The 22421-nt window shown below is 72.3% G+C and carries 15 protein-coding genes and 1 pseudogene; 9 read left to right on the top strand and 7 right to left on the bottom strand.

The genetic code is table 11. The annotated features are described in order from the left end of the window. Nucleotides 1-62 precede the first annotated feature (62 nt). The 3 genes from ACFY9I_RS06555 (at nt 63) to ACFY9I_RS06545 (ending at nt 3548) form a co-directional block, all read left to right on the top strand. Nucleotides 63-1064 (top strand): polysaccharide lyase family 1 protein, encoded by a 1002-nt coding sequence (locus ACFY9I_RS06555; protein WP_390997493.1) that lies wholly within the window; start codon nt 63-65, stop codon nt 1062-1064. A gap of 34 nt (nt 1065-1098) precedes the next feature. Continuing rightward, on the top strand, nt 1099-1707 hold the full coding sequence (locus ACFY9I_RS06550) for a hypothetical protein (protein ID WP_390997491.1): 609 nt from the start codon (nt 1099-1101) through the stop codon (nt 1705-1707). A gap of 110 nt (nt 1708-1817) precedes the next feature. Beyond that, nucleotides 1818-3548, top strand: coding sequence for a hypothetical protein (locus tag ACFY9I_RS06545; protein ID WP_390997488.1), 1731 nt, complete (start codon nt 1818-1820; stop codon nt 3546-3548). 131 nt (nt 3549-3679) lie between these two features. Here ACFY9I_RS06545 and ACFY9I_RS06540 read toward each other — a convergent pair whose 3' ends face one another. The 6 genes from ACFY9I_RS06540 to ACFY9I_RS06515 all read right to left on the bottom strand — a co-directional run bounded on the left by ACFY9I_RS06540 (nt 3680) and on the right by ACFY9I_RS06515 (nt 14651). Continuing rightward, nucleotides 3680-4321 (bottom strand): cutinase family protein, encoded by a 642-nt coding sequence (locus tag ACFY9I_RS06540; protein ID WP_390997485.1) that lies wholly within the window; start codon nt 4319-4321, stop codon nt 3680-3682. Between the two features lie 151 nt (nt 4322-4472). Further along, the gene (locus ACFY9I_RS06535) at nt 4473-5702 is read right to left on the bottom strand and encodes a helix-turn-helix domain-containing protein (RefSeq protein ID WP_390997482.1); all 1230 of its coding nucleotides are present in this window, start codon (nt 5700-5702) and stop codon (nt 4473-4475) included. 122 nt (nt 5703-5824) lie between these two features. Further along, complete coding sequence (locus tag ACFY9I_RS06530; RefSeq protein WP_390997479.1) at nt 5825-6856, bottom strand: alpha/beta hydrolase-fold protein; 1032 nt, start codon at nt 6854-6856, stop codon at nt 5825-5827. 15 nt (nt 6857-6871) lie between these two features. Beyond that, the gene (locus ACFY9I_RS06525; RefSeq protein ID WP_390998080.1) at nt 6872-11293 is read right to left on the bottom strand and encodes a beta-ketoacyl synthase N-terminal-like domain-containing protein; all 4422 of its coding nucleotides are present in this window, start codon (nt 11291-11293) and stop codon (nt 6872-6874) included. A 47-nt stretch (nt 11294-11340) separates the two neighbouring features. Then, nucleotides 11341-13092 (bottom strand): AMP-binding protein, encoded by a 1752-nt coding sequence (locus ACFY9I_RS06520; RefSeq protein WP_390997476.1) that lies wholly within the window; start codon nt 13090-13092, stop codon nt 11341-11343. Between the two features lie 56 nt (nt 13093-13148). Continuing rightward, nucleotides 13149-14651: a carboxyl transferase domain-containing protein gene (locus tag ACFY9I_RS06515; RefSeq protein WP_390998078.1), complete on the bottom strand. Its 1503-nt coding sequence runs from the start codon at nt 14649-14651 to the stop codon at nt 13149-13151. A gap of 441 nt (nt 14652-15092) precedes the next feature. On the opposite strand from ACFY9I_RS06515, the gene ACFY9I_RS06510 reads away from it, so the two are divergent. Continuing rightward, nucleotides 15093-15764: an expansin EXLX1 family cellulose-binding protein gene (locus ACFY9I_RS06510; RefSeq protein WP_390997473.1), complete on the top strand. Its 672-nt coding sequence runs from the start codon at nt 15093-15095 to the stop codon at nt 15762-15764. A gap of 123 nt (nt 15765-15887) precedes the next feature. Beyond that, the gene (locus tag ACFY9I_RS06505) at nt 15888-16409 is read left to right on the top strand and encodes a hypothetical protein (protein WP_390997471.1); all 522 of its coding nucleotides are present in this window, start codon (nt 15888-15890) and stop codon (nt 16407-16409) included. 28 nt (nt 16410-16437) lie between these two features. Here the strand turns inward: ACFY9I_RS06505 and ACFY9I_RS06500 are convergent, their stop codons facing one another. After that, nucleotides 16438-17541: an SGNH/GDSL hydrolase family protein gene (locus ACFY9I_RS06500; RefSeq protein WP_390998075.1), complete on the bottom strand. Its 1104-nt coding sequence runs from the start codon at nt 17539-17541 to the stop codon at nt 16438-16440. 322 nt (nt 17542-17863) lie between these two features. Between ACFY9I_RS06500 and ACFY9I_RS06495 the strand changes: the two genes are divergently transcribed. From ACFY9I_RS06495 to ACFY9I_RS06480, 4 genes and pseudogenes are all read left to right on the top strand, one after another. After that, nucleotides 17864-18517 (top strand): DUF6629 family protein, encoded by a 654-nt coding sequence (locus ACFY9I_RS06495; RefSeq protein WP_390998072.1) that lies wholly within the window; start codon nt 17864-17866, stop codon nt 18515-18517. Nucleotides 18518-18879: 362 nt separating this feature from the next. Then, nucleotides 18880-19395: a hypothetical protein gene (locus tag ACFY9I_RS06490; protein WP_390997468.1), complete on the top strand. Its 516-nt coding sequence runs from the start codon at nt 18880-18882 to the stop codon at nt 19393-19395. Between the two features lie 282 nt (nt 19396-19677). Further along, nucleotides 19678-21740, top strand: a pseudogene (locus tag ACFY9I_RS06485) (glycoside hydrolase family 127 protein); the annotation flags it as partial. Between the two features lie 142 nt (nt 21741-21882). Beyond that, nucleotides 21883-22407 carry a MarR family transcriptional regulator gene (locus ACFY9I_RS06480; RefSeq protein WP_390997465.1) on the top strand — a complete coding sequence of 175 codons (525 nt, stop codon included), beginning with the start codon at nt 21883-21885 and terminating at the stop codon, nt 22405-22407. Nucleotides 22408-22421 lie beyond the last annotated feature (14 nt).

The following is a 22421-nucleotide window of genomic DNA, read 5'->3' as shown; positions in this document are numbered from 1 at the left end:
TTTGTGCGCTCGTTCTCGCACGGCCCAAGGAAGATCCGCCCACTCGCTCCGGGAGGAACCACATGAGGTCGTCGTTGTCACGCGCCGCACGCGGTGTTCCGGCTCTCACGCTCGCCCTGCTGCTCGCCGCGATCGCACCGGTCGAGGCGGAGACCGGGGCGGACATGGCCCCGTCGGCGGAGACCTCCCCCTCCGGCTTCGCCGCCGTCGACGCGCTCGGGCAGAACGGCACCACCGGCGGGGTCGGCGGACCCACCGTGACCGCCACCACCGCCGAGCAGTTCCTGGAGTACATCGACACCACGGGCCCGCTGGTCATCCGGGTCCAGGGCAGGATCGACATCACCAGCAAACAGGGTGTCCGGCCCGACAAGACCATCATCGGGGTCGGTTCCTCGGCCGTCATCAACGGCGGCGGCCTGGAGTTCCACCGCTCGTACAACGTCATCGTGCGGAACATCAGGTTCACGAACGCCGAGGACGACGCCATCAGCGTGGGCCGGGAGTCGCACCACATCTGGATCGACCACAACGAGTTCGTGACCCCGCTCGACGGGGCGGTCGACGTGGTCCGCGCCGCCGAGTACGTCACCGTGTCCTGGAACTGGTTCAACAAGACCGACAAGAGCATGCTGCTCGGACACTCCGACGGCAACGGCAGCCAGGACACCGGCAAGTTGAAGGTGTCGATCCACCACAACCTCTTCGGCGGCTCACGGCAGCGGCACCCCCGGGTCCGGTTCGGCGAGCCGGTGCACATCTACAACAACTACTACAAGGGGAACGCCGTCTACGGCGTCGCCTCGACCATGAACGCCGGTGTCGTCGTCGAGGGCAACCACTTCGAGGGCGTCCCCAACCCGTGCTACTCCGCGAGCGGTTACGACGCCTCCGGGCCGGGCCGGCTGGTCCAGCGGAACAACGTCTTCACCGGGTCCGGTACGTGCGAGACCAACGGCACGGTGACCGAGCCGCGCACGTACTACGGCTACACGCTGGACCCCGTGGCCAACGTCCCGGCCCTCGTACGGGCCGGGGTGGGCATCGGCAAGATCGGTGCCTGATCCTCCCCCCACCCATGCACAGGAGACCCCCCACATGAGTTCTCTGCGCAGGAAGACGGTCATGGCGGCCCTGGCTGCCGCGCTTCTGGCCGGACCCGGTGTCGCACAGGCGGCCCCCCAGGCATCGCAGTCCGCGCCGGTGCCCCGGGAGCGGGCTGCGGCGGCCACCATCACCTGGACCCTCGTCCGGGCGAGCAACCCCACCCAGGACCAGCAGACGGCGTACAACCTGATCACGACGGCCATGAACGCCGCGGTCGCCCGCTACAACAACCTCAGCGACCTGGGCAAGAACATCACCGTGCACTACAACCCGGGCGTCCCCACCGCCGACGGGAACATCAACGGGACCATCCGCTTCGGCAACCGCGGCTACATGAACGAGCGGACCGCGCTGCACGAGATCGCGCACACCATCGGGGTGGGCACCAGCTCCGGCTGGTCACGGCTGGGCGGCTCGGGCACCTGGACCGGTTCCCGCGCCACGGCGCTCGTCCGGCAGTTCGACGGGGCGAGCGCGAAGATCTCCACCGGCGGCGGGCACTTCTGGCCGTACGGGCTGAACTACGACAACGAGTACTCCGGTACGGCGGCCGACCGGCATGTCCGGATCGTCGCCGCCATGGTGAGCGACGGTCTGTAACTACCGGGCCGTTACCGGGAGTTGGTGCCTGATGACAAAGGTGCCGACAGTCGCTGCGAAGTTGTGAGCATGGGGCGGTGGGGCCGTTCTCGCGGTCCTACCGTCCCAGCATGAACACGAGTCGCAGCAGGAGAAGGACCCTGAGGGCGTCGCGAGGCGCCGCGCTGGCGGTGCTGCTGACCGTCGGGGCGCTCACCGGACCCACCGCGGACGCCCGGGGCGAGGACGAACGGACCGAGACCGCGGTGGTCTCGACGAGCCCGGTCGGCGGTGTGACCGAGACGATGGTGCGGGTCAAGGCGCCGCTGCCGGCGTCCTTCGGGGCGCGTCCGGCGGCGTGCGACTGGCTGTCGTACCTGCGCTACCGCTCCGCCGACGGTCCGGCGGCCTCGGCCGACGCCGACCGGATCCTCCTCGCCCAGCCGGGCATCCTGGAAGGCGCCGGAGCCTTCGACAGCGTTGCCCGCAACACCGTCACCCGTGCCGCAGAACAGGGCGAGCACATCGAGTTCTGGGCCCTGGACCGGCGCTCCAACTGCCTGGAGGACCGCACCGGCGTGGCCTCCGGCGACCAGCACACGGCCGTCGACTACTACTACCGGGACAAGGAGGTCGCGGGCCGCACCTTCGACGGGTTCGTCGCCAACGGTGACCTCGGCTGGATGGCGAAGCTCGGCATCGAGCGCACCGTCCGCGACCAGTACGACCTCCTCACCGCCGAACTGCCCGACCAGCGGGTGCGCAAGCAGAAGGTGCTGTGCGGCGGCCACTCGCTCGGCGGTGTCATCACCGGGTACTTCGCGACCGCCGACTTCGACGGCGACCGGGCCACCACGGCGGACGCCGGACACAACCAGTGCGCCGGCTACTTCGCCCTCGACACCACCGTCTCCACCTCGCTCGCCGACCTCAGCGGCAGCATCCCGGACGACACCAACCTGCCCGACGTGGGCCTCGGCCACGGCGCCGTCCAGGCCGGGCTCGACAGCGGCCTGCTGCCGCGCTCATTGTCCGCTCCGGTGCTCCTCAACCCCGAGATGATGACCCTCCTGGCCATCGCGGGCCTGGGCGCCCTCCAGGACCCGGGCGGCGAGGCCACGCTGCCGGGCTATCTGCCCCTCAACACCAACATCGAGGTCACCAACCGCTTCCTGTTCTCCGAGGACACCGCCACCTTTCTCAGTGGCACTCCGGCCGTGAAGGACTTCCGGCTCACCAACGAGGCGGTCCTCGGGGCGCTCATGGACGACCACTCCGTACCGCTGGCGTTCCTGCAGAGCAGCGTCGGGTTCTTCGACGGTGGGCCGATCGCCGACAAGAACTTCCCCGCCGCCAACGGCGGTGAGGAACTGCCCGCGCTGTTCGGCAGCGAGTACAAGGCGATCCCCGACCGGCCGGGCGGGCCGCTCTACACCTGGCGGAACTACGACCGCGTCGGCGACCCCGACGACCCCGGGTACCGGTCGGCCGACGGGACACCGTTCACCGCCGCCGGCAAGGAGGTCACCGACATCCAGGAGCTGGCCCGCAGCATGGCCGAGCAGCCGCTGGACTTCACCGAGCAGTACTTCCCGACCAAGCTGGTCACCGACCTCCAACTGGCCACCTCGCCCCAGGTGAAGCGGCTGGTCGTCCACCCGGACGGGCTCACCGCCAACCCGACGCTCACCGTGCTCGCGGGCGACGGACTCCTCGCGGGCCGTGTCCCGGCCGACCTGGACCCCGTGGTCGCCGACGGCTACCAGCACCTGGACGTGCTGACCGCCGCGCCCACGCAGAACGACGGCCGCCCCGAGCCGGTCTCCACGAGCCTGACGGAGTTCGCACGGGCTCCCGAATAACCCCTGGAAGCCACTGCCCCATGGAAGAAGGGCCCGGGAGGATTCTCCTCCCGGGCCCTTCGCCTTCCCGTACCGCTGGTCGCCTTCCCGTACTGCTCGGGTTCCTCCAGGTTCCTCTACGCCTGTGGGACTCAGACCTTGGTCGCGGCGAAGGCCGCCGCCGCGTCGGCGTTCGCGGTGTAGCCGAGGTGGGCGCCCACGTCACCGCCGCCGTTCTCACAGATGGGGTCGCCCGTCGCGCAGAAGTCGATCGTGCGGCTCTGGTAGGTGCCGGTGACGCTCTTGCCGAGGGCCCGGATCGGGTTGCCGAACAGCAGCACCGCGGCGACCTTCGGTTCGAGCGCGGCCGGAATGGTGGCCACGATGGGGCTGCCGACCACCGCGCCGGCGCTGCTGATGCCGATGGAGTTGTCGACGACGTTCGCGCCCTGTGAATAGCCGACGAGAACGAAACGCTGGTTCGGGCAGGCGGCGGCCTGGCTCCTGACGTGGTTCACCAGATCCGAGTTGCCCTGCGCGGCCGAGGTGAGGGAAAGGTCCGCGGGATAGTTCACCTTGTAGCTGGAGAGGGATTTGCCCGTGATTTTCTTCTGCAGCGCGGAATACACGGGGTCGCCGACGATGAAACCGAGATTGCCCGGCTCGAAGGTGCCGCGAGCCGCGACGACATCGACGTCCGTGCAGGCCGCGGCCGTGGCCGGGGATGCCGAGACGGTGGCCAGTCCGGCCCCGCCGGCCAGTGAGAGCGCGGCGAGGCACAAGCGGATACGCATGGGGATCCTTTGAGGGTGGGGCGCGAGGAGCGCCTGTGGAAAAGGACGTCCCGAAGGTATGCGCTCGGTAGGGCCGGGTGTTATGTACGGGAATTCAGTGTTCTCGTTTCTTTTTGCGCCCAAGTGAGTCGCTTTTCCGGAGGGCGATTCCTCATGCGGTGAACGTGTCGTCGTCCCGCAATGCGTCCGCGCGCAGGGCGAGGATGAGGTCGAGGCGGGTGCCGGGATCGTGCAGGGCGTCGCCGAAGAGTTTCTCCAACTGGCGCAGGCGGTAGCGGACCGTCTGCGGGTGGATGTGCAGCCGGGCGGCGACGTCGGGCACGTTGCTGCCGCTGAGCAGCCAGGCCAGCAGCGTCTCGGCGAGCCGGCCGCGTGGCCCTTCCGCCACCGCGTCCAGCGGCGCCAGCGCACGCGACCGGAGGTGGGCCAGCATGGGTTCGTCGCTGTGCAGCAGCAGCGTCGACAGATGGTCGGAGCAGCGCACCACGCCCTGCCGGGGCAGGATGCCCCGTCCCATCAGACCCAGGGCGCGGGTGGCCCAGTGCAGCGACCGGGCGGCCTCGGCGAGCGGGACCGTCGGGCCGACCGCGGCGGGACGGCCGCGCAGCGCGAGCGCGAACGCCCGGCCGCCGAAGCGGCTGGAACCGTCCGGGTCGGGCACCAGCATCCGCGGCGGCCGGGACTCCATGTCCACCAGCGCCCCCGCCGCCGCCAACGGCCGCTCCGTCTCCCGCTGGTCCGCGGTGGCCGCCAGCGCGACCACCGCGACCTGCCGCGGCACCGTCCACCGGGCGCCGTGCGCCAGATCCTGCACCGCCTCCGGGGCCACCGGCCCCTCGCCCAGCAGCAGATCGAGCAGCCGTCTGCGCCGCCGCTCCAACTCGTCCGTGCTGCGCAGCCGCGCCTCCGCGTAGCCGGCGGCTGCCGCCTCGGCCACCTCGTGCACCGTCTGGAACGCCAGTTCGCCGAGCATCGCCACCACCGAGGAGTCCAGCCCCAGTTCCTCCGCCGTACGGCCCATCAGCCGCCACGCGTGCAGGCCGCCGACCCTCAACGCCGACTGCAACGCGTCCAGGCCCCGGCCCTCCAGAGCCTCGCCACGCCCCAGTTCGTAGTACGTGGCGGTGATCGACGCACCCTGGCCGCACGGATCGGCGATGTGGTCGACGAACAGGGTCAACGCCTGGACGACCCCGGATCTCAGGTGTGCGCGATAGGCACCGTCGGCCGGGCGGGCGTACTCCGGCACCTGGCGGCGGACCTCCTCCTCGACCTCGTCGGCGACGGACTCCAACTGGTCGCGCAGCAGTTTGGCGAGTTCGGGCGGCACCGGGGCGCCGAAACCGTCCGGTACGCCGTGCGGCGGGGTGGGGGCAGCCACGGCGGACCCTCCTTTCACCCGGAAGCGGCTCACCCGCGGGCCGGTGCCCGTGGGGCGGGGGACAAGTCCTGAGTAGGACGCACGTCCCCCGCGCTCCGTTCCGTGCCCCGACGGCACCGGCCTCACTCCGGCACCCCCAGCGCACCGGCGAGCATCGGCCACGACGCGCCGAACTCCCGCTTCCAGTACGTCCAGCTGTGTCCTCCTCCCGCGTAGAAGTGGGTCGTCACCGGGACGCGCAACCGTGCGAGCGTGTCGGTGAACGCGTGCGCCGACGGCCACAGCGCGCTCTCCAGCGCCTCCGGCAGCCAGTCGCCGGTCCCGCCCACCACCCCGCTGCCACTGGACACGTACAGCGCGGTGCCGCGCAGCCCCGCCGCACGGTCACGCGGATTGAAGTCCCGCCAGGTGAGCAGATTCAGGATCGGGTTGCCCCACAGGGAGAGCGGCGCCAGGTTCTCGCGGGCGACGATGGCGTCCATCAGGCTGGGCACCCCGGGTGCCCTTGTGTCGAGGATGCCGCTGTACGAGGCCGCCGCCGCGAACACTCCCGGATGCCGTGCCGCGTGCGCCATCGCCCCGTAGCCGCCGGTGGAGACGCCGGCGACGACCCGGACCCCGGACGCCCGGTAGTCGCGGTTGAGCAGCGCCGGGACCTCGGTGAGCTGGAAGGTCTCGTAGTCCGGGCCGCCCCGCCAGGCGGTGGGAATGCCGGTGGGCCCCGCGTCCGGCATCGCCACGATCAGCTCCCGGCCCGCCGTGAACGCCTCGATGTCCGTCTCCCGCGTCCATGACGTGTAGTCGTCGTGGGCGCCGTGGAGGAGATACAGCACCGGGTACGTCCGGGCGGGCCGTGCGCCGAACGACGAGGGGAGGATCAGCCGCACCGGCGCGCTGCGGCCGAGGGCGGCGGAGGGGAGGGAGACGTCGAGGGTACGCGGCCCGAGGCGGGTGACGGTGGGGGCGGCCGCGGCTGTGGCCGCCGTCGCCCGGCCGGCGGGGCGGTCGGCGGCGCTCCGGGGGCCGGTGGGCGTTCGGCGGGTGGCGGCGCCGGCGGTGCCGGTGGCCGTGACGCCGAACAGGGCGGCCAGGCCGGTGGCGGCGGCCGCTCTGGTGGCGGCACGTCGGGACACTCGGGCGGTGCGGTCGGACATGACGGTCTCCTCGGCTCAGGTGCGACGTTGGTGCTGGGCGAGCTCCCACCGCAGATGGGTGGCGATCTCGTCGACGTACGGAGGGTCGAGCAGCGACAGATGGTGACCGGCGACCCGTACGACCGTCAGCCGCGGGCACACCTCGTCCCAGCCGAGCGCCTCGTCGTCGCGCTCGTACGCGGGGTCGCGCACGGTGTGCGGGGCAGGCTCGGTGGCCCGGTACAGGACCACCCGACCTTCGTGGCGGCCCGGTCTGTGGGCTTCGCCGATCCGCAGATCCAGATAGGAGGCGCGTTGGTGGTCGAGGGCGGCCCGGGGCACGTCGGCCGCCTCACGCAGGGCCCGCAGCACCGTGTCGACGCGCTCGCCGTCGTCCTGAGTCGCGGCCAACTCGTCGTATTGCAACCTTAGTTCGACCCCGTAGGTGTCGGCCGCATACCGCGCGAAGCCCGTGAAGTGGGCGCGGATCCGGTCGGCCGGTGTGCCCTCCGTCCGGGGGAGCGGTCGTACGGAGTCGATGAGCACCACCAGCTCCACGTTCCGCCCCGCCGCCGTGAGCTGCCGGGCGGCCTCCTGAGCGACGAACCCCCCGAACGACCAACCACCCAGCAGACAGGGCCCGTCGGGGTACACCTCGGTGACGGCCTCGGCATAGCGCCGGGCCTTCTCGACGACCGTGCGGGTCTCCTCCATCCGCTCCAGTCCGTACACCGGCCGCTCCGCCCCGAGCCGTTCGACGAGGGACCGGTAGACGTCGGTGGTGCCACCGGCGGCGTGCAACAGGAAGAACGGGGGTTGGGCGCCGGTGGGTTGGAGGAGGCGAAGCGGGGAGTCGGCCGGGAGGGACCGCAAGGGCCGCATGGGGCGAGGTCGGGCCGGTGGCAGGGCGTGCTCGACCGGCGTGCCCGGGGACGCCGTCGGGGAGTCTGCATCCACTGCCCGGGTCGACGCGCCGGTGTGCGTCGGCCCGGCCGGAGTCGGCCCGGCCGGAGTCGGATTGGCCGGATTCGGCCCGGCTGTCAGGGCCCGCTGCACGCGGGTCGCCGCCTCCTCGACCGTGGCGGCGCCCAGCAGGTCGCGCAGGGGCAACTCGATGCTGAACTCACGTTCGAGGGCGGCGCGGATGCGGACGGCCATCAGGGAGTCGAGACCCAGCTCGGCGAAAGCGGTGGACGGGGTGACACGGGTCGGCGGGTGACCGGTGACGGCGGCGATGTGGTGACAGAGGCGTGCGGACACCGAGGCTTCGTCCGCCGCGGGGTCTCCGCCCTGCGGGGAGCCCTGTCCCCGAGCGTCGCCCCCGTCCCCCGCGGACGCCGTACCGCCATCGCGGCCACCGTTGCGCACCCCGTCTCGCCCCGGAGCGCGGTCCCCTGCCACCACCTGGCGCCGTGCCGGTCCGTGGTCCGCCGCCGGACCTCCGCGCCCGTCCGTCCACCAGTGCCGCACATGCCGCCAGCGCGGTGCGGGCAGGTCGATGACCCGGCCCGGTGGTGGCGCCGGCGGCAACCCTGCGGTGTGGAGGGTGGCGAGCTGGGTGAGGAACCCGGCGGAGGTGTCGCCGCCGCGATGGAGAGTGGCGACGGAGAGGGTGCCAGGGGCCGTGTCGGTGACGGCTCGGGTGAGGACCGGGTGGGGGGAGACTTCGACGAAGGCGGTGTGGCCGTCGGCGGCGGCAGCGGCGACGGCACGGTCGAGGCGTACGGGCCGCCGCAGGTTCGCCACCCAGTGCGCGGCGTCGAAGAGGCACTCCCCTCGCGGGTCGTCCAGCACGGTGGAGTAGACGGGGAGGCGGGGGCGCACACCCCGGATGTCCGCGAGCGAGTCCGCCAACTCCTCCAGCAACGGTTCCACCTGGGGGGAGTGGCCCGCGCCGACCACCCGCATCGAGCGCGCGGCGCGCCCCTCCCCTTCCAGATGGCGCACGAGGCGGGCCACCGCGTCCTCCTCCCCGGTGACCACCTTCTGCCCCGGGGACGAATGCACCGCCACATGGACGCCCGGGAAGTCGCGTGCCAGCACGTCCAGTTCGTAGTCGTCGAGGTCCACCACCGCCATCGCCCCACCCCGCAACCCACTGAGCAGCCGGGCCCGTACGGCGACCACACGGGCCGCGTCCGACACCTCCAGCCCGCCCGCGCACACCGCCGCGGCCACCTCGCCCAGAGAGTGGCCGATGACGGCAACGGGCTCGACGCCGTACGCGCGCCACAGCTCGGCGAGGGCCAACTGAACCCCGAAGAGGACGGGTTGGGCGACCTCCAGACGGTCGAGGGCGCCACCGGAGGCGAGGTGGTCGTACAGGGACAGGCCGCACTCCGGGGCGAGCTGCGCGTCCAGCTTCTCCACGGCCGTGGCGAAGGCGGGCTCCTCGGCCAACAGCCGCCGCCCCATGCCGACCCACTGGCTGCCGTACCCGGAGAAGACCCATACCGGGCCGCGCCCGATCAGATCCCGGTCGCCGGTCACGACCCGGGCGTGCGGGCGACCGTCCGCCAAGGCGTGCAGCCCGTCCGCGAGTTCGGCACGGTCGGCGGCGACGACCGCCGCGCGCACCCGACCCCACCCGGCGCGGCCCGCCAGCGTGCGCGCCACGTCGTCGGGGTGCGCGGCGCCTCCCTCGGGCGTGCCGAGCCAGTCGGCCAGCCGGGCGGCGGTGTCGCGGACGCGTGCGGTGTCGGCGTCGGAGAGGAGGTGGAGGCGGGCGGGCGGCTCGTCGGCCGGGAGCCGTGGCAGGCTGCCGGGCCGCCATTCCTCCAGTACCGCGTGCGCGTTGGTGCCGCCGAACCCGAACCCGGAGACCCCGGCGGTGGCCGTACCGCCGTACCGGGGCCACGGCTCGGCCTCGGTCACGACCCGCAGCGGTCCGTCGCCGTCCAGGGCGCTGCCCTCGGCGCAGTGCAGGGAGGGCGGGATCAGGTCGTGCTGGAGTGCGAGCACCGTCTTCACGAGACCGGCGATGCCCGCGGCGGACTCCAGGTGGCCCAGGTTGCCCTTGACCGACCCGAGGAGCAGCGGCTGGTCGGGGTCGCGGCCCGCGCCGAGCACGCTGCCGAGGGCGCCCGCCTCGATGGGGTCGCCGAGCGGGGTGCCGGTGCCGTGCGCCTCGACGTGGTCGATGTGCGCGGGGGAGAGGCCGGCGCGTGCGTAGGCGGTGGTCAGGAGGGCTTGCTGGGCCACCGGGTTGGGGGCGAGCAGGCCGTTGGAGCGGCCGTCGGAGTTGACGGCGGTGGCGCGGACGACGGCGAGGACGCGGTCGCCGTCCCGTTCGGCGTCGGACAGCCGCTTCAGCAGCACGGCCGCGCAGCCCTCGCCCCGGCCGATGCCGTCGGCCGCCGCCGAGAACGGTTTGCACCGCCCGTCCGGCGCGAGCGCGCCCGCCCGCCCGAACGCGACGGTGACGGTGGGGGAGAGCAGCACATTGACCCCGGCGGCGATCGCGAGGTCGCTCTCGCCCGTGCGCAGACTGACACAGGCCTGGTGCACGGCGACCAGCGACGAGGAACACGCCGTGTCGACGGCCATGCTCGGCCCGCGCGTGTCCAGCACGTACGCCAGCCGCCCAGCCGCCACGCTCAGCGCGCCGCCGGCCGGTGCCCAGGGATCGACGGCGGCCGGGTCGGCGCCGGTGAGCTGGCCGTACTCCGGCGCGGAGACCCCGACGAAGACACCGGTGGCGCTGCCCGCCAGGGACGCGGCCGGGACTGCTGCGTGGTCGAGGGTCTCCCGCACGACCTCCAGGAGGATCCGCTGCTGCGGGTCCATCACCGCCGCCTCGCGCGGGGTGATGCGGAAGAAGTCGGCGTCGAACCCGGCGATGTCGTCGAGGTAGCCGCCGTACGGGAGTGCCTCGGCCGGCGGGTACGGGGTGAGGTCCCGCCACCGGTCCTCCGGGACCCGCCGGACGGCGTCGACACCGTCGAGGAGCAACCGCCAGTACTCGGCCGGGCCGTGCACACCGCCGGGCAGCCGACAACCGATCCCGATGACGGCGATCGGCTCACCGATCGCGGGTGTCGTCGCGGGTGCGGGTGCGGGTGCGAATGTCGTCGGGGAGAGGCCCGCGACTCCCGCCGACACCACTCCCGCGGGAAAGTCCCCCGTCGAAGAGTCCTCCGTCGAAGAGGCCCCCGTCGGTGAGGCCCCCGCAGGTGAGGCCCCGGTCAAAGCGACTCCCCCCGCAGCGCTGCCCGCGCCGGTCCCGCACAGGCGCGCCACCAGCGCATCCCCCGTGGACGCCTCCCACAACAGGGTGGCCGGCAGGTCACGCCCCGTCGCCCGCGACAACTCCCCGGACAGCACGACCGCGTCCCGCGACGACATACCGAGATCCGCGAACGGCCGGTCCATCGGTACGTCCTCGACGGTCCCACCGCTCCAGGCGGCCACGTGCTCGGCGACCAGCCGCCGCAGCACACCCTCGCCGGCCGCGCCCATCGGGCCGCCCGGCCGCTCCTCCTCGCCTTCGCCCACACCCACGCCTCTCATGCCACGACCCCCACCGCGTAGGCACCGGCCAGGTAGCGCTCACGGGTCAGCGCCCGCGACACCTTCCCGCTGGACGTGCGGGGCACCGTGCCCGGCGGCACGAGGACCACGTCGGACAGCCGCAGGCCGTGCCGGGCGGAGACGGCGGCGCGTACGGTCCGCACGAGAGCCGGTACGTCGATGTCGGCGAGCGACACGGTCCGTACGTGCTCCATGACGACCACCACCCGCTCGCCCGAGCCGCCCGGTACGCCGAACGCGGCGAGCCGGTCGCGCCGTACGGCGGGATGCGTGTCCTGGGCGGTGGCCTCGACGTCCTGGGGGTAGTGGTTGCGCCCGTCGACGACGATGAGGTCCTTCAGCCGCCCCGTGACGAGCAACTGGCCGTCCAGGACCGTCCCCAGGTCGCCGGTCCGCAGCCAACCACCCGGTCCCGCCTCGGCATCGGCGAGCACGGCTCCGAAGACGCGGCGGGACTGCTCCTCCTGATTCCGGTACCCCCGGCCCACATTCGGACCCTGCACCCAGATCTCGCCGACCTCCCCCTCGGCCAGCGCGACCCGCGACACCGGGTCGGCGATCCGCACCCGCTGGCCCGCCGGCGCGCCACAGCCCGCCAGGAGCACGGCCCTCGGATCGTCGGGTCGCGCGGACAGCGCCTTGCCGGTGGCCAGGGCGTCCCGGTCGAGTGCGAAACCGCGCAACGGCTCGCCGGGCCGGGCCGCGCTGACGAACACGGTCGCCTCGGCCAGCCCGTACGACGGACAGTGGGTCTCCGGCAGGAGCCCCTGCGCGGCGAACGCCGCGTGGAAACGGTCGGCCGTGCCCGGGCGGACCGGCTCGCTGCCGTTGATCAGCGCGGCGACGCCGTCCAGTCGCAGCCCCGCCTTCTGCTCCTCGGTGACCGTCGAGGCGCAGTAGTCGTAGGCGAAGTTGGGCGCCGCGCTCAGTGCGCGCGGGTGCGCGGCCAGCAGCCGTAGCCAGCGGACGGGTTCGTGCAGGAACGCCACCGGATCCATCAGCACCGACAGCAGCCCCCGCACCACGGGCGCCGCGACACTCAGCACCAGCCCCATGTCGTGGTAGAGCGGCAACCAGCCCACACAGGTCACCGGATTCGCGTCGGCACGGTAGGCGGACAGCGCCTGGCGGGCATTGGCGACGACGTTGGCGTGGGTGATCTCCACGCCCGCGGGGGTGCGGGTCGAGCCGGAGGTGTACTGGAGGTAGGCGACGTCGGAGTCGTCGAGCGCGGGTGGCGACCGCCAGTCGTCGGCGGCGGTGTCGGGCACCTGGTCCACGGCGACGACCTTCACCGCCCGGCTCTCGCACACCTTCCGCACCTCGGCGAGGGCAGGGCCCGTCGTCACGACGACCGTCGGGCGCGCGTCGTCCAGGACCGCCGACAGCCGGTCGTCCTGCCCGGGCAGACCGGGCGGGTACAGCGGTACGGCGACCAGACCGGCGGCGAGCGCCCCGAGGAACGCGGTCACGTACTCCGTCCCCTGCGGACACAGCACCGCGACCCGCGCCCCTGGCTCGGCCTCGGAGGCGAGCCGGGCCGCCGCCGCTCGCATCCGCAGGTCCAGCCGGCGCCAGGTCAGGGTGCGGTGGACGCCCCGTGAGTGCGGCGCGGGGTGATCGACGAAGGTGAACGCCCGGCGGCCGGGGGTGTGTTCGGCCCAGTGCCGCACATACTCCGGCAGACTGCGGAACGCGGGTGCGAGCGGGGGGCGGCGGCTGTCCATCGAGCAGGGCTCCTCACGTGCGGGACGGACGTCTAGCGGTCAGAGCGGTAGAACGGTCAGAGCGGGATGTTGCCGTGGCGGCGTTCCGGCATCGGGGCGCGCTTGCCGCGCAGGGCGCGCAGGGCGCGGCAGATATGGGCCCGGGTGTCGCGCGGGGCGATGACGGCGTCGACGTAGCCGCGCTCGGCGGCGAGGTACGGGGTGCCGTAGGTGCTCTCGTACGTGGCGACGAGACGGGCGCGCAGCGCCTCGGGGTCCGCCGCGGCGGCCAGTTCGCGGCGGTGCAGGACCCCCACCGCACCCTCGGCGCCCATGACGGCGATCCGGGCGGTGGGCCAGGCGAGGTTGACGTCGGCGCCCAGATGCTTGGAGCCCATCACCGCGTAGCCGCCGCCGTACGCCTTGCGCACCACCACGGTGACCTTGGGGACGGTCGCCTCGGCGTAGGCGTACAGGAGTTTGGCACCGCGTCGGATGATGCCGGCCTGCTCCTGGCGGACCCCGGAAAGATAGCCGGGGACGTCGGCGAAGGTCAGCAGCGGGATGCCGAACGCGTCGCAGAACCGTACGAAGCGCGCGGCCTTCTCGGAGGCGTCGATGTCGAGGACCCCGGCGGCGTGCAGCGGCTGGTTGGCGACGACCCCGACGGCGGCGCCCTCGACGAGCGCCAGCGCGCAGATGATGTTCGGCGCGAACAGCTCCTGGATCTCCAGGAGTTCGCCGTCGTCGACGACGGCGCGCAGGACGTCCCGCATGTCGTAGGCCTGACCGAGCCGGTCCGGCACCACCGCGTCGAGCCCCGCGCCGGCGGGCGCGGTCCCCGGCGCGTACTGCGGGGGCCGCTCCAGGTTGTTGGCGGGCAGGTACGACAGCAGGTCCCGCACGGTGTCGAGGGCGTTCACCTCATCGGCGGCGAGGAAGTGCGCGTTGCCGTTGACGGTGTTGCTGGTGCGGGCGCCGCCCAGTTCCTCGGCACTGGTGCGCTCGCCGGTGACCGTCTCGATGACGTCCGGGCCGGTGACGAACATGTGGGAGGCGCCGTCCACCATCACGGTGAAGTCGGTGATGGCCGGCGAGTACGCGGCCCCTCCCGCGCACGGCCCCAGGACGACCGAGATCTGGGGGATCACCCCCGACGCCCGCACATTGCGGCGCACCAGCTCGGCGTAGAGCGCGAGCGAGGTCACGCCCTCCTGGATACGGGCACCGCCGCCGTCGTTGAGGCCGATGACCGGGCAGCCCGTCTTCAGGGCGAGGTCCATCAACGCGATGGTCTTCTCGCCGAAGGCCTCGCCCATGCTGCCGCCGAACACGGTGGAGTCCTGGGCGAAGACACAGACCTGACGGCCGTCGATCGTGCCGTGTCCGGTCACCACGCCGTCGCCGTACGGGCGCTGGCCGCCGTCCCCGGTGGGCCGGGCCCGCACGAACAGGCCCGTCTCCGTGAACGAGCCCGCGTCCAGCAGCAGATCGATCCGCTCGCGGGCGCCGTACTCCCCACGTCTCCTCGGCCCGTCCGAAGTGACCGCCCGCGCCCGGCGGCTCTCCAACTCGGCGATACGGTCGGCCGTTCGGTCGACGGGGCGCGCGGCGACGCCGTCGGCGGTGCGGTCGACCGGCCGCTCGACGGTTCGGTCGGCGCTTCGTTCACGGACCGGCTCGGGTACCGGGCCGGCCGTCCGCTTAGCCGAGGGCTCGGGCGCACGGTCGGCCGTCCGCTTCGCCGGCTGCCTTGCCGGGAATGTCGTCACCTCTAGTGTCACAACCACCTCCGAAGTGGCTTCCGAATATGGCAGCGCCGGAGGGGTGGACCGGGTCGATCACCGTTCTGTTTGCGGGAGATGAGTCCCCCGGGGCCGGGGTTCGTCCGTGGGTGACAAGGTCCGGGTACGACACGGGGCGTTCGCGGCAGATGGCTGCAATCAGGCTTCACTTGATCTTTCAACAATGTCAGGATCGCTGCCCCCGAGCACGCCCCGCCGTCCTCGAAAGGCATTCGCATGCGCAGCCGACTCGCCCTCCTCGCCGCCGTCACGGCCTTCCTGACCATGGCCACGGCACCGGCGTACGCCAGTGTCCAGCCCGGTGTCACCTACTCCGGCGAAGGCACCTTCTACGGCGCTACCGGCGTGGGGAACTGCCTCTACGACGCCACCGCCGACATCGCCATCGCCGCCCTCAACCACACCGACTACGAGAATGCCCGGATGTGCGGGGCCTTCATCCGCGTCAAGGGCTCTCGGGGCGAGCTGACCGTGAAGATCGTCGACCGCTGTCCGGAGTGCCGCCCCGGCGACGTCGACCTCGGCCAGCAGGCCTTCGCCCGTATCGCCGACCCCGTGGCGGGCCGGGTGCCGATCACCTGGACCCTGGTGAGCCCGGACATCGGCGGTCCTGTCGCCTACCGCTACAAGGAGGGGTCCTCACAGTGGTGGTGCGGTATCCAGGTCCGCAACCACCGCAACCCGGTCGCCACCCTGGAGGTTCGCACCGGCACGACCTGGCGCCGGCTTCCGCGACAGGAATACAACTACTTCGTCTCGGCCGACGGCGCCGGCTGCGGCTCGGACATCCGCGTCACCGACATCTACGGCCAGACCCTCACCGACACCGGCATCACCATCACGCCCACGGTCGACCAGCCGGGCCGCACCCAGTTCGCCAAGCGCTGACCGAGTCGGTGGGACGGGGAGATGTGGCCCAGGACACGTCCGTTCCGTGGCCTGCGCCATTTCCGGGCCGACGGCACCCGGTTACGTTGTGCAACGCACTCCCCAGTACCCATGGACGGTCAAGTGCTCACAGATCTCTCCCCGCTCATAGCGGCGACCACCCAGTGGATGACCCGCGCCTATCCGGCGGGCGGCGGCGCGCTGGACGACGCGCTCTCCGAGGCGCAGGCCCGGCAGGCCGTCACCGTGGCGGCCTGGCTCCGCTATCCGACCGCGATGGACGCGGCGCTCGTCGGCATGGCGGGACCCGGCGGCTCCGCCCGGCTCGACTGGCTCACCGGCGCCGACGAGGACCGGACCCTGGACGAGTACGCCTGGCGGACCTGGGTGGACGAGGTCGTGGCCAGTTGGGCGGCCTGCCTCCTCGCCGACCCGGATCTGGCTCACGCCGCCGTGGCCGCCCTCACCGGCTCCCCGCACACGGCCGGTTCACCGGTAGCCTTCCGCCGCCTCCTTGAACCGGACGACCACGACCGGCGGGCGGCCGCACTGCTCCGCCACCCGGACCTCCTCGCACCCGTCGCGACACTGCACCACGCCGGCCTCCTCGCCGCGCTGGAGCCGGGTCAGTCCCTGACGGCCTGAGCCGGTACGCCGCCCCGCGAACGGCGGGTTACCAGCGCAGCGGCAGCCCGGCGAGGTGGTCGTCCAACAGCCCGGAGATGATCCGGTGGTCGTGGAGCGAGGGATGCCAGTCGCAGCCCAGGTGATCCAGACCGGGGTCGTCGTAGTACCAGTGGCTGACCCGGTCGTCTCCCCGCCGCCCGCGCTCCTCCACGATGCGCAGGGTGGCGTCCGTGAACGCGGTGGTGTTCCACAGCCGGGCGGCGGCGACCACCAGGAACGTCCTGGGCCCGTACCGGGCGCGCAGTCGGTCGAGGAAGCCGTGATAGGCGCTCTCGTAGTCCGCGACCAGGTCCTCGACCGTGCTCCAGCGCTCGCCGGGGTTGAGGGGCGTCGAGAAGTCGTTGATACCGAGCCCGATCACGACCACCTGCGGGCGCCAGCTCGCCGGTCTCCGCCAGACATCGCCCTCCACGTTCAGCAGGGCCCGGTCGTAGTACGTGCGGAAGTCGGTTCCCGGCTCCCCGCCGTTGTAGTTGCGGACCATGCCCCGTCCGGAGAAGGCGTTGGTCTGGTGGTCGGCGTCGAGTCTGCGGGCCGTGAGCGCGCCGAACGCGAGATCGGCGTTGCTGTTCCGGTTGACCCCACCGTTGCCCGAGCAGTCCCGGGTGTCGCTGACATTGCCGTATCCGGCGGTGAACGAGTCGCCGATGAACTCGATCTGCCGGCTCCGCGGCCGGGGCCTCGCGAGGATCGCGCCCCCGGTGGCGGCGACGAACCCGCCGAACCGGCCCGCCGCCCAGGGGCTCTCCGTCCGCTTCACGACCCGCACGGTGTGCCGGGCGTCGGCGAGCCCGTCGATCCAGGACACGGTCCGGCCCGGCGTCACGAGCGTGGCGACGGTCGTGCCGTCGACCTGGACGTCGTAGTCGTTGTGGGCGTCGTCGAGGACGATGCCCACCCCGGTCCCACGGAACCGTCCTTCGAAGCAGACGCCGGGCCAGCCGTACCGCACGAATCCGTCGGCGGCCCTCTTGACCCGGCCCACTGTGTGGAACCCCGCCGCCCGCCCACCGGCCGCCTCCGGCGGGGACGCCGCCCGCGAGGGGGCGGCGACGGCGCTGACGACGAGGCCGGCGGCGGCCGCGACCAGCGTTCTGCGGGGTAACCGGCGATGCGTGTGCACAGGAACCGTCCCTTCGACGCACGGGGGCAGGGAGATGGACGGCGGTCTCCTATGGGAGCGCTCCCATAGACGCCGTCCCATAGAAGGTGACCGCCCCACGCGTGACCGTCAACCCTTGTGACGACGTCCGTACCACCAGGGCCCGATGGGGTCGGCTGTGGTGTGCAGGCGTACGTACGCGTCGTAGCCACAAGATTCGCCACACCCCCGGCCTGAGGGCCGGAGCACTGCGAATGATGACCGGTAGCGTAGGTGGGCGTGCATCGACGGTCGATCCCATGGTGGCGTGATGTGTTGGAGTGCGACGGCCGATCTCGTGGCAGGTGCCGGTGTCGGTGCGGTCGGTGTGGTCTGTGTGGCGCTGGTGCGCAGCCGTCGGGACCTGCCGCTCGCCGCGCTGCCGTTGTTGCTCGGGGCGCACCAGGTCGTGGAGGCGGTGGTCTGGTCCTCGGACGGGGGCGGCGGACCGGCCACGGTCGCCTGGGTCGTCATCGCGCTGCCGCTGTTGGCCGTGTGGGTGCCGGCCGGCGTGCTGTGTGCCGCGCCGCCGCACGCCCGGACCCGGCTCGTCGTCCTGCTCGCGGTCGGAGTCATGACCGCCGTGCCGCTCGCCCACGGCCTGGTCACCGGCCCGGTGACGGCCGAGATCCGCGGCCGGACCGTCGGCTACGCGATCGACCTCTCCCACCCGCTCCTCCTCGTCGCGGGCTACCTCCTGGCCACCGTCGGCTCCCTGATCCTCTCCGGTGACCGTCGGCTCACCCTGTTCGGAATCCTCGCCGCCGCCGGTGCGCTGGTCTGCTGGACGCTGTGGCGCCTGGAGTTCATCTCGACCTGGTGCGCCTTCGCCGCCCTCTGCTCAGTGGTGCTCCTCGGCTGGGTACGCGCCCGGCCGACGGCTGCCTCACCGCCCTCACGCCGACCGACCGCACCGCGGCCGTAGCACCCCGAGCATCCCCGTGCGGAGCCGCCGGAAGGCGATTGACAGCACGTGCGCGTGTGCGAGACGTCTTGGGCATGGATGTGGACCGCTATGTCTTCCGCCCGTACCGCCGCAACGAGCACGTGCGCTTCCGCAAGCCGTTCGACGCCTGAGACCGACGGTCTGACGGCCCCGGGTGTCCGAGGGGGCCGCCGCCTCCTCCTCGGCACCTGGTGGATCATTCATCCACCCGTCCGTTGGCTTTCGGCTTGGTGAGCACCGCGGCGGACAACGCCGACCTGCTCCGACCTGTTCGACCGACCCCGCGCGATCCACACCGACCTCGCGGATCCACGCCGCCACAGCCCTCCGGGAGCCCCTGCATGACTGACCACTACCCGTACCGGATCGAGACGGCAACAGGCGACCTGACGCTGCTCTGGCGGGCCGGAGAGGGGGATGCCCACGATGCGTTCCTCGTCGACGGTGTGGGACGGCTCCTGGTTTTCCCCGACCTCGACCGGCTTCAGGGGCACTGTGAGCACCATGGCCGGACGCTCGTCCGGGCAGATGCGGTCCCTCTCGATCTGGACGCCGTGCGTGGGTGGGTCGAGCGCCCGCGGTGCGACTCGGTGTCGGCCGGGACCTTGTTGGACGCGTGGAACTTCTTTGACGATCTCGCCCACGGCCTGGGAGCCGAGTCGGCCCTTCCCCCGCAGGGGCCGGTTCACGACAGCGCGTACGAGAAGGTCTTCGGCGGCGAGGTGCTCGCCGGGGACGTCGGCGACGGAGCCTGGTCGGAGGAGGAGAGGGCGGCTGTGGGCGGGTTCCTCCGCGCGGGACTGAGGCTGTGGGACCAGGCCGTACGAGAGTCTCTTGCGACACCGGGCGAGGAGTGATTACGGTGAGAGCCTGGAGAGGGTAAACGTTTTCCTCCTTCTCCTTCTCCTTCTCCGAAGGGGTGCCCGAGGCGGTGGAGTTGACGCTGCCCCGGGCCGAGGGCAGGCCACGCGTGCTGCTCGAGGCGGGGGAGCGTACGAGACTCGACTGGGGCGAGCGCGGGCACACTCTGCGCGTCGTGCTGCCGACCGAGGGGTCTGCGGTCCTGATCGCCTTCGCGTCGGCTCCTTCTCATCCCGATAGATAAACGTTTACTGCTCCTCGTCATAAGGGAGGCTCCCCTGAGCGCCAGAGAATCCGTCGGACCCGTCCGCCCGCGCCCGGATGCCGCGGCAGCCCTGCGCCCCGCCGTTCTCGCCCGGATCGAGAGCGGGTTCTGGGCCCGGCGCCGCCGGGTCAACGCCGAGGTGTCCGTCCCGGAAGGCCCGCGACAGCTGGAGGAGGCCGGGAACCTCGCGAATCTGCGAGCGGCGGCCGCTTCCCTCACCGGCGAGGCACCGGCTTTCAAGGGTGATTTCCAGTTCCAGGACTCCGATGTCTACAAGTGGCTGGAGGCCGCCTGCTGGCAGCTCGCCGACGAGCGCGAGCGCCAGCCCGAGCCCGAGCCCGTGGCCGAGGCCGAAGCCGGTGCGAAGTCCGCGTCCGCGCTCGCCGCCGACGTGGAACGGATCGTGACGCTGATCGCGGAGGCCCAGCGGCCGGACGGCTATCTGCAGACGTACTACCAGCTCGGCGGCGGGGAACCGTGGACCGAGCTGGGCTGGGGTCACGAGCTGTACTGCGCCGGGCATCTGATGCAGGCGGCCGTCGCGCACCACCGGGCCACCGGCGGTCGGCGGCTGCTGGACGTGGCCTGTCGGCTCGCGGACCACATCGACTCCGTCTTCGGCCCCGGTAAAAAGGTGGACGCCGTGTGCGGGCACCCCGAGATCGAGACGGCGCTCGTGGAGCTGTATCGGGCGACGACGGAGCCGCGCTACCTGGATCTGGCCCGGTACTTCCTGGACCGCCGGGGCCACGGAACCGTGGCCGCGGGTGCCGACCGGGGACATGACCGCGACCCCGGCCCCGGCTACTGGCAGGACCACACGCCGATCCGCGAGGCGGACGAGGTCACCGGCCACGCGGTACGGCAGCTCTATCTCCTCGCGGGCGCCGCCGACCTGGCGATCGAGTCCGGCGAGGCCGAACTGTGTCAGGCCCTGGAACGGCTCTGGCACGACATGGTGACCACCAAGACCCATCTCACCGGGGGTGTGGGGTCCCGCCACGACTGGGAGTCGTTCGGCGACGCCCACGAGCTCCCGGCCGACCGCGCCTACGCGGAGACCTGCGCCGCCATCGCCTCCGTGCAGTTCGGCTGGCGGATGGCCCTGCTCACCGGCGAGGCCCGCTACTCCGACCTCGTCGAACGCACCCTCTTCAACGGCTTCCTCGGCGGGGTCGGCCTGGACGGGCGTACCTGGATGTACGTCAACCCGCTGCACCGCCGGGCCCGTCCGCACGAACGGCCCGGTGACCAGAACGCCCACCGGACGCCGTGGTTCCGCTGCGCCTGCTGTCCGCCCAACGCCATGCGTCTGCTCGCCTCCCTGCACCACTGCTTCGCCAGCGCGCACGCGGACGGCCTGCAACTGCACCAGTACGCCGGCGGCACCTATGGCGGCGCGGGTATGACGGTGCGTGTGGCCACGGAGTACCCCTGGCAGGGCACGGTGACGGTGACCGTCGAGGACGCCCCCCGCGCCGCCCGCACCCTTTCGCTGCGCCTGCCGTCCTGGTGGACGACCCCACCCTGACCGTCAACGGCACCCCCGTGCCCGAACCCACGTCACGGGACGGCTGGTGGCGCGTCACCCGGAACTTCCGGCCGGGCGACACCGTACGACTCGATCTCGCGATGCAGCCCCGGCTCACCGCCCCGCCCCCGGGCGTCGACGCCGTCCGCGGCTGTGTCGCCGTCGAACGCGGGCCGCTGGTGTACTGCCTGGAGCAGACCGACCAGCCGGACGGTTCGGACCCTGACGCACTCACCCTGGACGTGGCCGTTCCTCTCACCGAGCGGTTCCGTCCGGACCTGTTCGACCAGGTCGTCACGGTGCACGCCACGGGCCGCCGCCTCCTGCCTCCCGCCCCTCCCGAGCATGCCGGTCCTTCCGGTCCTTCCGGTCCTCCCGGCAGTTCCGGCCCCGCAGTCGCTCCCGACCGTCCTGGCTCCGTCTGGCCCTACCGGCCCTGGCGCCAGAGCCCCCACCGGTCGCCCACGACGACGATCGAGCTGACAGCGGTGCCGTACTACGCCTGGGCCCACCGAGGGCCGGGAGCCATGCGGGTGTGGATGCCGACGACGACCGGCCCGTCAGGCCCGGCGACCCCGACCGGATCCCAGGGCCTCGCCTACCCGGAGATCCCGTTCGGTCATGAGAAGGGAAAATCTCCTCGGATCCGCTGACTGCCGGGACAAGCCGCCGGGATAGAAAGGGAGCATGACTGAACGCGATGGTCTGGCACCTGGTGTGGACGATGTGGATGAGGTGACGCGCGCGGTGCTCACCGCGTCGCGGCTGTTGGTCGCGATCTCCGCACGGTCACTCGCCGCCGTCGAGGAGCGGGTGACGATTCCGCAGTTCCGGATGCTGGTGGTGCTGTCCATCCGTGGCGCCACCAAACTGGTCGTACTCGCCGAACAGCTCCAGGTCGCCCCGTCCACGGCCATGCGCATGGTCGACCGGCTGATCGCGTCCGGGCTCGCCGACCGGCAGACCAACCCCGACAACCGCCGTGAGACCCTGCTGCGGCTCACCGACGAGGGGCGGCGCGCCGTCGCCGAGGTCACCGCTCGACGGCGCGCCGAACTCGCCACGATCGTCGAACGGCTCGGCCCGCAGCAACGGGTGGCGCTCATCGAGGCGTTGAGCGCGTTCAACGAGGCGGGCGGGGAGCCCGTGGTCCCGGTGACCGACGATCCGGAGTCGTATCCGCTCGGCTGGGTGGACACCTCGGTGGGCTGAGCGGGCCGAGGGCG

It is taken from the genome of Streptomyces sp. NPDC012510 (assembly GCF_042955065.1).
Taxonomy (GTDB): domain Bacteria; phylum Actinomycetota; class Actinomycetes; order Streptomycetales; family Streptomycetaceae; genus Streptomyces.
The sequence above is the reverse complement of the archived record's forward strand: the minus strand, read 5'-3'. Positions and strand labels throughout refer to the sequence as shown.